The following is a 13,370-nucleotide window of genomic DNA, read 5'->3' on the forward strand; positions in this document are numbered from 1 at the left end:
ACTACATACTGGAGTGGTTAAGGTAATTGATGGGCTGTTGCTGTTAAAGACTCGATTTGAACTGTTTTACCTGACATAGAAACTTCTTTGGTATAAAGACTTTCTGCCTTATCCCATTCTAAAAACGCCTGATTAGCTATCGTTTGAATATTAGCTAAATTCACATCGTATTTTTGCGTTAAGCTCAAAGGAAACTTGAAATCATAACTAAGCCAAATGCCATTTTGCTCGGGACGTAATACATGTTGCCAGGCGGAGTACTGACTACCACAATTGTCATATTCAAAATTGCAAATCTCAAACCCCTTACTTTCCGGCAACTGAGATAAATATAAATACACATCGTAGGTTTGATACTCAGGCATCGCTTCAGCATTGTTAAAATTTAACACAATAACACTGTGTGCCCCCCCCTATTACCAATCTCAATATGATTGGTAATAGGGGGGGGGCGTTGCAGTGTTCGTACAGCCCAATAGCGCTGATGATATTCCCACCGCAAGTAACATTTTTTTCATAAATAGCCCTTTTTTTACTGGATATCTAACCAGTATAATAAGAATCACATCACGACACAATAAACATCCTCACCAATTGATTAATGTTGAATTAATCAATAATTTCAATATGTTCTTGTTTATATATGGTTCATGCTGGCTGCTATATACTTGCATGTAGAGTCAGTATGAAGCCGACAGAGCGAAGCGGCGTCAGTATTACTAATTTAGAGAAAACTGATCATTTTGAGGTTTAGGATCAAAAAATCAAGCGAAACCAAAACACATCACAACCCGTTAACATTTAACTAAATTCTGTAATTAACTTTCAGGAGAAAACTCTAGGGTATGGAAAGAGAAATGGCTGACTTTCGAGCGGTTGTAGCTAGAGTCGTCCCCTACCGCGCAAAAGCCAGCCTAATTTTGTCAATTTAACATATGATCGATAATACAATCCAAGAAAGAAGCACCGTACGGTGACTAATTTAGGTTCTGTCGCAAACTTTGAGGATTTAAGTTAAGGTTTGCTTGATTTCTACTCATGAAACTGATTCTTAATGTGTAAGGCTGTCACTTTCCTTCTGAAGTTGTTCTTGAAACCGTACGTTATTATCTCGCCTATAAACTCAGTTATCGTGAAATTGAAGAGATACAGCTTGAGCGTAGAGTTGTTGTAGATCACGCCACTATCGATCCGTCGATAAATTTGGAAACGTGATCGATTACTACCTTAGCCCGAACCGTGATGAGGCAGCTGCCAAAGCCTTTCTGAATAAGGCCATTGCACAAAATGGTTTACCAAGCAGGTTACTGCCAAGCAATAAACTTGCGCGGGACAAGAGTGAAGAACTTGGCCCCCCTAGTGGCTGCCATACATCCTCAAACAAACAGTCCATTTCCTGGTGTCGTGGGAGAAGCGAACGGCCATGTCATTGATTTTTTACTCTGCGATCGCCATGATGAGAAAGCGGCTCGCGCCTTCTTTACCAAGGCAATCGGCTATAATGGTTTATCAGAAAAAGTGGTTATCGATAAGAGTGGTACCAACGCGTTAGCGCTGCATAACATCAATGTTCAACTCTGGCTGACGGAGAAGAGACTCAACTTGATTGAAGTATTTCAAGTTAAATATCTGAACAATATAGTTGAGCAAAGTCACCGGAAAGTGAAAGGTAAAATACATCAGTGTTTAGGGGGGGAATTTGTATGAGAGAGCCAGTTCCACCCTGGCAGGCGTGGAACTGTGGTCGATAATTAAAAACGGACAGCTCGATAATCCTGAAGGCTTATCTGCTTGGGAGCAATTTTACGCACTAGCAGCCTAATTACATCTAAAAACCAGTACACTTATACTTCATCATAATTTTGCGATACAACCCCACATTATACGGCTTTGGCTCTAGAGCTGGTTTTGTTCATTTTACTTTAAATGACTAAAGCGTTGCTCCAAATTGTTCTAACAACTCACGTTGTGCATCGGTTAGATTTTTGGGTATTTCAACTTGAACCTCCACCAATAGATCGCCCGCTTCACCTTTACGACTTGTCACGCCTTTCCCCGTCATCTTGAATTTGCGCCCTGTTTGAGTACCCGCTGGAATTTTGAGTTTAAAGCGACTGTCTAACACATTCACCGTAACTTCCCCCCCTAAAGCCGCAGTAACCATATCAACTTTGGTGTGACAAATAATGTCATTACCATCGCGGTCTAGAAACCCATGTGGTCTGGTTGCAATAATGAATAATAAATCCCCCGAAGGACCACCATTAACGCCTAAACCACCTTTACCGGAGTAACGTATCTTTTCACCATCTTTAATACCCGAAGGGATCTTAACTTTGATTTTTTTCTGTTTACCATTGATTAGCAATTCGACCGTTTTTTCAGCCCCTTGAACCACATCAATAAAGTCTACAGTAAGCGTATATTGGTGATCTTGACCTTTTTGTCCGCGTGGGCGCCCGTGTCCACCACGAGTTTGTGAGAAGAGATCCTCAAACCCTCCACCAAAGCCGCCGCCACGTTGGCGGAAGGCATCACTAAAGAAGTCTTCGAACCCACTGTGACCACCAAAACCACGATTCTCAGATTCAGTATGACAAAATTGGTCATACTGAATGCGCTTTTCTTTGTCTGTTAAAATTTCATAAGCATCTTTTACTTCTTTGAAATTCGCTTCTGCTGTCGCATCTCCGGGATTTTTATCGGGGTGATACTTCACCGCCAACTTCTTGTAGGCTTTTTTAATCTCTTTCTCCGAGGCTCCCTTAGATACACCTAGCACGCTGTAATAATCTCGTTTTGACATGCTAAAAACTCACTCAATTTCTCATTCAAACAAAAAAGGGCGTATGAGTGACCTCTTACGCCCTGAATACCAATAAGTTCACGTCTCCATGATACATAACTCAACGTTTAACAGCTCGAAAGCAATTATCCGTCAGTGGCGTTACTTCATTTCTTCAAACTCAGCATCAACAACATCGTCGTCCTGCTTAGGTTGTTCATCAGCTTGCTGTGCTTGTGCTTTCTGTTGAGTAATTTCCATTAGCTTTTGAGCTGCTTGCATAAGTTCTTGAACTTTAGCGTCGATCACTTCTTTTTCGTCACCAGACTTAGCTAATTCTAGAGCTTCGATAACCGCTTCGATTTTAACTTTCTCGTCTGCAGGTAGAGCTTCACCCGCTTCTTCTACTTGCTTCTTAGTACCGTGAATCATTTGGTCAGCTTGGTTACGTGCAATGACTAGCTCTTCGAACTTCTTGTCCGTTTCTTTGTTAGCTTCTGCCTCTTGTACCATTGCTTCGATCTCTTCCTCAGACAAACCACCTGATGCTTGTATCGTGATCTTTTGCTCTTTACCTGTTGCTTTATCTTTAGCAGATACGTTCAGGATCCCATCCGCGTCTAGGTCGAATGTTACTTCGATTTGTGGCATGCCACGTGGAGCTGGTTGGATACCTTCTAGGTTGAACTGACCAAGAGACTTGTTGTAAGTCGCTTGCTTTCGTTCACCTTGAAGAACGTGGATAGTTACTGCGCTTTGGTTGTCTTCAGCTGTAGAGAACACTTGCACCGCTTTAGTCGGGATAGTTGTGTTTTTCTCGATAAGCTTAGCCATTACCCCGCCCATCGTTTCGATACCGAAAGAGAGAGGAGTAACGTCAAGTAGTAAAACATCTTTAACGTCACCAGCTAGCACTGCACCTTGAACAGCAGCACCCATTGCAACAGCTTCGTCAGGGTTCACATCTTTACGTGGCTCTTTACCGAAGAATTCAGTTACTTTAGCTTGAACCATAGGCATACGAGTTTGACCACCCACTAAGATAACGTCAGTGATTTCGCCTACAGATAGGGCAGCATCTGCAAGAGCTACTTTTAGTGGCTCAAGAGAACGTTGAACTAGGTCTTCAACTAGAGACTCAAGCTTCGCTCGAGTCACTTTGATGTTCATGTGCTTAGGGCCATTCGCATCAGCCGTAACGTAAGGTAGGTTTACGTCAGTTTGAGTAGTAGAAGAAAGCTCGATTTTCGCCTTTTCTGCTGCTTCTTTAACACGCTGCATTGCTAGTGGATCAGTTTTAAGGTCGATACCTTGCTCTTTTTTGAACTCATCTACTAGGTAGTTAATCATGCGGTTATCGAAATCTTCACCACCAAGGTGAGTATCACCGTTAGTTGAAAGAACTTCGAAAGTTTTCTCACCTTCTACTTCATCAATTTCGATGATAGAGATATCGAATGTACCACCACCAAGGTCGTATACAGCGATAGTGCGATCACCACCTTGCTTGTCTAGACCGTAAGCTAGAGCAGCAGCAGTTGGTTCGTTGATGATCCGTTTAACATCTAGGCCAGCGATACGACCAGCATCTTTCGTTGCTTGACGCTGAGCATCGTTGAAGTAAGCAGGAACAGTAACAACTGCGCCAGTTACTTCTTCGCCTAGGAAGTCTTCAGCTGTTTTCTTCATTTTCTTAAGAACTTCAGCAGATACTTGAGGAGCAGCCATTTTTTGGCCTTGCGCTTCAACCCAGGCATCACCGTTGTCAGCCTTAACAATGTTGAAAGGCATGATTTCGATATCGCGTTGAACTTCTTCATCTTCAAAACGACGACCGATTAGACGCTTGATAGCGAATAGGGTGTTTTGAGGGTTAGTAACCGCTTGACGCTTCGCAGGTTGACCAACTAGCGTCTCACCTTCAGTGTATGCGATTACCGAGGCTGTTGTGCGTTCGCCTTCAGTATTTTCTAGTACGCGAGGTTTGTCGCCGTCAAGTACGGCAACACATGAATTTGTTGTCCCTAAGTCAATACCGATAATTTTACTCATAATAAGACCTCTCTTATTAAAATTATTTTTTCTAATGCAAAATATGTAATTCTATTCTTCTATATGAGTACAAGCGTTTAAGTCTTGCACTCTAGTGGTGATAAACAGCAATATTTTTAGACAAGGTTAGTAAAATCGAATACTAAAATCACCTTATCCGATCCTGTTTCCCCAGTCATTATTTGTGGATTGAGATCTGACGGGGTTGCATTGCTTCTGGGACTTCACGGACGAGGTCTACGTGCAGCAAACCATTTCCCATACTCGCTGCTTTAACGGTTACGTAGTCAGCCATCTGGAATTTACGTTCAAAGTTACGCTCTGCGATCCCTTGATAAAGGTAATTAGGTTTAGTTTCTACAGGCTGAACTTCACCGGAAACGATTAACATATTTTCGTTCTGGGTAAGAGTTAGTGCATCTTCAGAAAAACCAGCTACAGCCATCGTAATACGATAGTTGTTTTCGTCTTTCTGCTCGATGTTGTATGGAGGGTAGCCATTACAAGATGGCTTATTCGTGCTACTCTCCGCTAGGTTAAATAGACGTTCAAAACCAATGGCATGACGGTATAGCGGAGAAAAATCTACATTACGCATAATACTATCCTCATAAATAAGCAATAGTTCTTAGTGTTTAGTACACCAAGACCGGAGACAGACTCTATTGCACCACGTAGGCGCCGTAAGACATATGTTCCAGGTGTTAACAGGTTTAAGGAACTCGCTAATGTCGCATACTACAACGTCAACGTTCCTTGATTACAATTGCCCTAGCTTCCCTAAGAAGGCGAAGTGGGCAACTTAAGAACTTCATCTGTCAGTTCGTTTTTTTAAAATATTATCCCAAGAGAAACCTGTCAATACTAACATTAGGTTTTTTTGGTCATTTATAAATTGTTAATTTAGCAAAAGCGCTAGCTCGATTCTGTCAGATTCGATCTAACAGGTTCTTCGCTGGCTCATTCCTACACACAACCCAAATCGCGGCCTGGATCTGTCAGCATATAATGTATTTTAATGTGACACCCTAAGCGCCAAAACGCACATCAAAACAAAACCCTGAGCACTTAAACGTCCCCTCCCCCTTTGTCACAAATCGCAATGCTGGAAATACTGACCCGTAGTTGGTGTACAGAATGATGTGATCCGCTCGCTCGTGAAGAAACCATTCACCAAAGCCAGCGCCATTTAATTCGATGAAAAAGTCACGGATTTCATGGAAAGCAAAACGACGCGACCCCAATAGCGGAAACTGCTGCTTGATAGCTTCAACGAACCCTTGGTCTTTTAACGCTGCGATATCAGCCTGCTGCTCGGGCGATTGACGACGACTGAACATTTTCAAACGCTGGATTTTGGAAACCCAATCAGACTTTTTTTTCGCCTCATCACGACACTTTTTGACTTGAGAGCGCAACTTCAATACCGCCAAAGGACTAGAGATATCATTTTTTGGTGAGCTTTCGTGCCCCAGCGGCGAAACGCTGGTCGATGAATTTGAATTAGAGAGAGTTGGGATTGAGTTTTGTTGCGCCATGAGAATTTCCTTTCTGTTTGAGTATCACTTTTCGGAGCCGCTTGGCTGTCCGCTCTCTCAACATCGTTCTGCTTTGCAAGGGCGCACAGCGGCAAAGCCTCCCTTGAAAAACAGGTTGTGGGGAGAGACGGTTAACAGCCTGCGAACCCAAAAATGAAGCGAGTGAAAGAAATCGGCGCATAAGAAAACAAGCCCTTATTCGAACTTATTCAAAGACAGAGAGATCAACGAGGAGAGAGGACGAGGTGCCTCGAACGAAGAGAGAAGTGCCTTGGGTGATTGTTCTCAGGAACGTAGAAGCTCATCGAGCAGGCTCGATAAAGCAACTCAAGTTGTCGACAGAGGAGCAAAACGAAGGAATAAACCGAGCGGAGCGAGAACGTCCCAGTGAAGAAGCATCAACAACAGAACCACTCTATTAGAGATAAAACGAAGCACACGTGATAAAAATCAAGTGATAACGACCAGAAAATGAACCATGACCTATGTCCTTATACAATTCATCTCACCTTTCTCTTTGAGAAAGCGTTCATACCTCCTTTTTACTGTGCCACGATCGAGTCCCAATACCTTTGCAGCATAAGTATAGTTTCCTAGGGAATGAATCATGCATTCATCCAACAGCCCCCCTCCACCGCTTTCATCACCACACTCATATCAGGATCGCTATTAGAACTGACATAAACCAACAATCGAGCAGCAAGACATTTCCGAACTTTCAACAGATCGACTAGCATTTGCTTTTCAGTCCTATGCAGTAGCAGATGAATAACTTCCTGATCATCAATATGACCCACTTCCACTCGATAGGTTCCTGTACCTTGGACTTTATCAATCAACGTATTTAATCGATGAGTTTTAACCTTCTTAGAAAAAGGTTTCATTTTCTAACATTGAGGCAAAACACTGCTGTTCAAAGAGAGCGGTCAACATGATGTAGAGCTCATCCTAATGAGTGAATTTGGCTTGATAATTGAGGTTAATTTCGTTCATTTGCCATAAATTTTCCTCTAGGTGGCCCTTGGCATTCCTGCCTATACTCAGCATGGTCTTCAGCTCTTTCTTACATTTAGAATATTGAGGCTGTTTTATCTTTGGCTTGATGAACTCTACCAAAAACTCATTTCTTTTTTTTGTAGGCCAATAGGCTTGGCTTTGGTCAAATGAATAATAACGAGAGGGGAGGCGTTTGAAATCGTTTGGTCTATTGCTTGATAGTACTTTAAGTTAAGGCTCATGAATGGTCGCTAACTCTTATAATCCGGTGGAAGAACGTCCGAAAAGCCTGAGCTCAAGGTAGTCAAGGTGATACAACCGCGCCTCAGCCCAAACATAATTAACAATTAAGGCGTGACTTGAACACGCTAAGAATAACAAGGTTAATCTCGTTATTTAAGTTTATTCAGTACGTTGAAGAATTCTTTGAATTCAACCGTAAATAGAGCACCGACTATTACTGGTAGACCGCTATTAAAAGCGGACCTGCTTAAATTTCCCAACGCCGATAGCAGATCGCTCTTTTAAAATCACGTCTAGTGCTCTCTCAAATACGTACTTATTGCCCTTAATTAAGTCTCGTGCACCACCACTGTTAAACCAGATGAAAGAATAATATTCAGAGTAATTTGATAAGGTTGTTTTGAAAACAACCCCCATTGTCCCCGTTTAGACACCCATCAAACTTAAACCTTTATTAATTAAAAATATTCTTAAAAGGTTTAATTTGTATCTTTAGTGCTTTATATTGGTTACATGAAATTAAGGCATTAAGGGCACCCAATGACCACCATCATCGATTCATTAGAACTTGTTTGTGAACGTATGCAGCAAGAGCAGTCAGATCTGAAAGCCGTTATCAAAGAGCGTATGCAGATCAAAGTAACTGATACAGAAATTGAGGGGAGTGTCGATAGGCTTATCTATAATCACTCATTGAAGAAGAAAGAGCTTCAAGAGCTGTTTGGCTTATCTCGTGTGACCTTCAATTCTAGAATAGATGAAGCAACCGAGCAGGGCGTCGTTGGCGCTCCTATTATCCAAGGACGCACTCACCTGTATAATCGCTTCGACGTCGCCAATATGATGGAGTTCATGAACTTTCCTAAGTACAACCAGCGCTTTGAACCGACAACCGTTGTAGTGGAAAACCATAAAGGGGGCACTGGCAAATCCACCACGACAGTAACCCTAGCGACCACTGCTGCGCTTGATCTTAATCTTAATGCACGCTGCCTAGTGATAGATTTAGATCCCCAAGGCTCAACAGGCCAAAACCTGATTCATCAAGCCGACGATGAATCAGTCTACATGACAGCTGTTGATATCGCGCTAGCAGGCCAAGAGCCCGAAGGTGATTTTTCTCAATACCTTAATGACTACCGTTATGACGAGTTAGTTAAAGCGATTCCGTTTAAGACTCACCTCCCTAACTTAGATGTGATTCCTGCCTTCCCATCAGACGAACGCTTTGTCGATTCTTACTGGGGGCAAGATGAAATAGGTCAACGGAATTTGCTGAGTGTGTTGCGTGAAAAAATCTTACCCATACTTAAAGAAGAGTACGACCTAATCTTCATCGATACGCCCCCACAGAACTCTCCAATTCTCTGGGCAGTGAATGAGGCGGCTGATGCGGTCTTGATTCCAGTCACCCCACGAGAGTTTGATTTTGCCTCAACGAGTAACTACATGGCCACTATGCCAGGTACATTTAGAGCATTACCATCACAAGGAAAAAATTTAAAGTGGGCTAAATTGCTTCCAGTGAACTTCGATGAGAAGAGCGCTCATGAAGTTAAAGTGTTTGATAAATTGCTGCGTGCGGCGCAAGGGCATTTATTATCAACAGCGATCCGTCACTCTGAAGCGTTTGTCGCGGCTGCGGAAAGCAACCGTACAGTACTGGATATTCGAAAATCAGAGCAGATTTGTAGTGGTAAACAATTTGATTTAGCTATGACATCGGTGAATGCCGTGTACCACCAATTCATCACTGAAATTAAGCAGCTAGCAACAAAAGGGCTATAACATGTTACGACCTCAAGACAAGCGAACCGGCTTTAACCAAGGCAATCAATTAGGAAAACGAGTTAAAGCCGAACCCCCTAAAAAAACATTCACGTTTGCTAGCGGTAAAACAGCCACTGCAGAAAGAGTGGTGGTTAAATCAGATGAACTTGAAGTTAAAACTGCAATTCACCCTTTAAATCCACGTCGCCAAGATTCGCTTACGCTTGATGCTGTGCGTGATATATTACCAAGCGTTCAGGAAGAGGGCGTACATACTGAAGGCGTCGCGACCAAAGACGGGCAGGGCACTTACCAGTTACTTGATAGCTCACGTCGCCGTTTCACTTGCATCCATGCTAAAAAAGATTTACCTCTATGGGTTATTGAAGGGGAGATCGACCAAGCTGATTTGCTCGCTTTTATTCAAACTACTCAATCTGTAAAGCGCTTATCTTACCGAGAATTGGGAGCTGATTACAAAAGCGTGATGCAAGCACAAGGCTTTACGAAGCTCGATGAACTAGCTGACTATCTGAATATTGGACGTGAAACTTGCCGAAAGCGCTTTGCTGCAGCATCAGTTGATCAGCGTTTGATTGAGGTCTTTCCTGATTGCGAAGGGATCCCAAATGGTTACTACGCTAAGCTGGCTAAAGTGGAAAAGCAGTTAGATAAAGAAGGTACTACAACGGCACATTTCATCAGTTCACTTAAGGTGGATGTAGATAATTTAGTCTCTGTAGAAGATAAACAAAAGCAAGTTCTTGCTCAGATGGAGTCGAAGCTTTTAAAGGGTAAAGATAAAATAAGCTGGAAGACTAAACCATTAGCGCTGTTCGATGACAAGAACAAGTATGCAAAGGTATCTCACAGCAGTGATAAGCGGGGGCTTAAGATTGAATTGAGTAGATTGCCCGTTGATGTGTATGACGATATCATACGGTTTGTTTCTGAAAAAGTGCAAGATAAGTAAATAACACCCCCGCCAATGAGCGGGTTTTTTAATGGGGACAATGGGGGTTGTTTTGCCCTATGAACAACAAACCACCTCATTATTTAGATGTCATAACAAAGTTGATGAATATAAAACTTGAGATCAGTATCACTGAAGGTAACAAATTTTTAGTGTTAGCTGCAAAACACTAAAAATCTGTTACCTGAAAATCATAATTCCATTAACTCTAACCTGTGATAGAAAATAGAATCAAACTGCATATCTGCAGGCATTACGATAATACCCATCCTAACACTTTCAATGGCGAGTTTATGGTGTTTACTTAACTCACCATTGACAGGGTATGAAAGTACAATATTAAAGGCTTCTTTTGCGAGTTTTAACATCGGGTTATCAGGTGCTAGCTCTTCAGCTAACTTTGCTCTTTCCAATGCCTCACCTTTATTGTCACTTTTTTGCTTCCATTGGAAAAGGAACTCAAGCGCAACAATACTCTTTCCTCGATAACGAGCTTTATAACCATACGATCCAGACTCTTCATCAACCAAAAAGCTTAGCTCTTTTCTCACTTCTTCGTTAGAAGCAAGCTCTTCGATTGGCTTACGAATACATCGTTCCATGAAGACCTTGTTGTTGGTATAACTGGATTTGGTTAACTTCCCTTGCTCATCTAAGAGACCGAATAAACCATGTAATTGCGCTATCGATTGCTCATGCAACTTCATTCCAGGCTTTTTAAAGCGAGATAGAATAGTGTAAAGGCGCTTAGAATGTTCTGACTTCAAACTACGAAAAGATAAATGGTTAATTTGAGCGTGGCCAGCTGACTGAGCAAGATAAGCATCCATTAATTCAGCGTTAGGCACCATAATTAGCGCCCCTTTTTTATACGCAACTCGACTAAAAAGAGGCATAAAATCAAATTCTTGATCAGCATCGTTCATTAAGCCTACTTTGCGCGATGAGAGCCTTTTAGCCATAGGCTTTAATGTTGGATAAAGCTGCTTTGCTGAAAGACCAAACCACTCCTTTAACACTTCAGATTGAAACGTATATTCAGGTGCGTATACGTGTCGACCTTCCTGATACGCAACCCAATGGTCTTCGTGTAGTCGAGAGAGGAAGAGTGCAAATGTATCATGCTCTCTCGCCGTCAGTCCTAGCTGGCTAAAAACTAAAGCATGGCTTTTCTTAAAAAAGTCATTAGGCAATTCACGGTAGTCTTCAGTTGTGATCAACTGTCGATGGTCAGTCATAGTAATTAGTTTCAGGTAACAGATTATTAGTGTAGTACAAGGATAAGACTAAATTTCAGTAACCTCAAGAACGTAATTCACAATTTTAGACTAAATTCCTGTAACCTTAATAGAAATACTAAAATGAAACACTCAATATCAAGACTTATGGGATAAAGTCTGTTTGGACACTAAAAAAATGTAACCTTCACACTAAAATTTAGATCAATAACACTAATTTCTTGTTACCCCCAGACTAATTAAAAGATCAACAAGACTAACTACAAGATCAATCACACTAATAATATGTTGCCAAAACCTCAATATCATTATGATTTTAAAGTGTTTTTTAGCAATTATAGATCTTATATAAATTATAGATCATATAGAGGTTATATACTGTTATAGAGATTGTGGATAATGTGGATAAACTCAATTTAGTAAATAAAAAAACTACTTATCCACATAAAATAAAGAATATTAGAAAAACTAGCTTAACGTTCATCGATCAATGTTTTTCTACTTTCCTACTACGGACTTCCAATTTCCGTAAGTATTGGTGCCATAGAGAGTAACGAATGCATAAACCTGACGGGCAACGCTTTGGCGTTGCTTTGTCGGATTTGTGTATGGACAACTATTCGCTCGTTCCTCACGAAAGTTGTCCATACACAAATCTAGGTTTAGAAACCTTCAATATATGATCTGAGGGAGATCTTTTAATCTCGTTGTATATTGGGGCGACAAAAAGTACGGTTCATCAGCCACTTCTGAGTGGCTTTGTTTCCGTAATCAACCCACTTTGTCTTTTGATGTCATTAGGCGACTCGATAGCTCTCGGTCATACCAAGCTGCATAAATCGATTTAATATTGATGCCGCTTGCATCATTTCCTGTTGTTGATTGTTAAAGTCTCTACTGTGTAATTTGGGGCCAATAATTGTTTTGTAACGCTACATTGCATTATCTGAGACATTCCGTTTTCCATACTGCTTTGTCTTTTGCCTGCGCGTGGGACTTAATGCAGAGTACACCACCAAATTGCTCACCCTTTTAGGGTTATGAGCGTCGTCAGCATACAGATTTTCTTTGGGAGGAATCGCTATGCCAGTTTCTGGAAATTCGCTCGCTAATGCGTCATAGACGTCATCGGTATCGTATATTTTATCTGCTGAAATATGGCCAACTTCCACATCAACTTGCCCACACAATTCTTCGACAACCTGAAAATGGTTCTATCGCAAACTTTGAAGCTTTAGGTTAGGATTTGTTCAATTTCCACTCAACACTCTGAATCGTCATGTTTAAAGGCTGCCACTTTCCCTCTGAAGTCATTCTCGAAACCGTACGCTATCTCTATCTGGCAGGGTAGTTGTCACTGTTAGAATTTAACCAGTTTGGGCGATAAAGAGTAATTGTGTCTCGTATCTCAGTAGAAAGAAAAGAAGCTATTACCTCCATATTCGATGTCAGTTAAAGAAGTGTCAGAAGACGAAGGAATTAGCACTGCGCCCCTGTATCATTGGCGCCAGCAACTCAGACATTCAGGAGCCGCCGTCCCAAATACCAACACTTCATCAGAGCAGTGGTCTGCTCAAACTAAACTTGCCATTATCGCTAAAACCTACTCAATGACAGAAAGTGAACTCAACCAATATGATCGTGAAAAAGGTCTTTTTCCAGAACAAATCCAAAGCTGGCGCCGCGAATGTATGCAAGGGTTTAAGTCGAGTAAAGAGCGGGAAGCTGAAGCAAAGAAGCAGGCTAAAGCTGACAAACTTGAAATCAAAGAGTTG

The 13,370-nt window shown here is 41.6% G+C and carries 10 protein-coding genes and 2 pseudogenes; 4 read left to right on the forward strand and 8 right to left on the reverse strand.

Annotated features, from left to right (window positions below):
* Positions 1–17: 17 nt before the first annotated feature.
* Entirely contained in the window at positions 18–392 is a 375-nt protein-coding gene (locus tag AB6D07_RS19885) for a hypothetical protein (protein WP_017098241.1), read from the reverse strand.
* Between the two features lie 670 nt (positions 393–1,062).
* Between AB6D07_RS19885 and AB6D07_RS19890 the strand changes: the two are divergent.
* Positions 1,063–1,822: pseudogene (locus AB6D07_RS19890) on the forward strand (transposase); the annotation flags it as partial.
* Between the two features lie 108 nt (positions 1,823–1,930).
* On the opposite strand, the gene AB6D07_RS19895 reads toward AB6D07_RS19890, so the two are convergent.
* The 6 genes from AB6D07_RS19895 to AB6D07_RS19920 all read right to left on the reverse strand — a co-directional run bounded on the left by AB6D07_RS19895 (position 1,931) and on the right by AB6D07_RS19920 (position 7,491).
* Positions 1,931–2,806, reverse strand: a complete 876-nt coding sequence (locus tag AB6D07_RS19895; protein WP_017096991.1) for a DnaJ C-terminal domain-containing protein — start codon at positions 2,804–2,806, stop codon at positions 1,931–1,933.
* 141 nt (positions 2,807–2,947) lie between these two features.
* Entirely contained in the window at positions 2,948–4,837 is a 1,890-nt protein-coding gene (gene dnaK, locus AB6D07_RS19900) for a molecular chaperone DnaK (protein WP_102258078.1), read from the reverse strand.
* 178 nt (positions 4,838–5,015) lie between these two features.
* The gene (locus AB6D07_RS19905; protein ID WP_017091829.1) at positions 5,016–5,435 is read right to left on the reverse strand and encodes an Hsp20 family protein; all 420 of its coding nucleotides are present in this window, start codon (positions 5,433–5,435) and stop codon (positions 5,016–5,018) included.
* A gap of 430 nt (positions 5,436–5,865) precedes the next feature.
* The gene (locus AB6D07_RS19910; protein ID WP_102421416.1) at positions 5,866–6,375 is read right to left on the reverse strand and encodes a hypothetical protein; all 510 of its coding nucleotides are present in this window, start codon (positions 6,373–6,375) and stop codon (positions 5,866–5,868) included.
* 605 nt (positions 6,376–6,980) lie between these two features.
* Positions 6,981–7,259: a hypothetical protein gene (locus AB6D07_RS19915; protein WP_017098235.1), complete on the reverse strand. Its 279-nt coding sequence runs from the start codon at positions 7,257–7,259 to the stop codon at positions 6,981–6,983.
* A gap of 64 nt (positions 7,260–7,323) precedes the next feature.
* Positions 7,324–7,491 (reverse strand): DUF2913 family protein, encoded by a 168-nt coding sequence (locus AB6D07_RS19920; protein ID WP_017098234.1) that lies wholly within the window; start codon positions 7,489–7,491, stop codon positions 7,324–7,326.
* 663 nt (positions 7,492–8,154) lie between these two features.
* Between AB6D07_RS19920 and AB6D07_RS19925 the strand changes: the two genes are divergently transcribed.
* A complete protein-coding gene (locus AB6D07_RS19925) occupies positions 8,155–9,402 on the forward strand; it encodes a ParA family protein (protein ID WP_017098231.1) in 1,248 nt (415 codons plus the stop codon).
* A gap of 1 nt (position 9,403) precedes the next feature.
* Positions 9,404–10,357: a ParB family protein gene (locus tag AB6D07_RS19930; RefSeq protein WP_102258082.1), complete on the forward strand. Its 954-nt coding sequence runs from the start codon at positions 9,404–9,406 to the stop codon at positions 10,355–10,357.
* Positions 10,358–10,548: 191 nt separating this feature from the next.
* Here the strand turns inward: AB6D07_RS19930 and AB6D07_RS19935 are convergent, their stop codons facing one another.
* Positions 10,549–11,595, reverse strand: coding sequence for a replication initiation protein (locus AB6D07_RS19935; protein WP_017099008.1), 1,047 nt, complete (start codon positions 11,593–11,595; stop codon positions 10,549–10,551).
* A 1,445-nt stretch (positions 11,596–13,040) separates the two neighbouring features.
* On the opposite strand from AB6D07_RS19935, the pseudogene AB6D07_RS19940 reads away from it, so the two are divergent.
* Positions 13,041–13,370 (forward strand): annotated as a pseudogene (locus tag AB6D07_RS19940) (IS3 family transposase); the annotation flags it as partial.

Origin of the sequence: Vibrio sp. 10N.239.312.C11 (assembly GCF_041466065.1) — a bacterium.
In the GTDB taxonomy this organism is placed as follows: domain Bacteria; phylum Pseudomonadota; class Gammaproteobacteria; order Enterobacterales; family Vibrionaceae; genus Vibrio; species Vibrio tasmaniensis_A.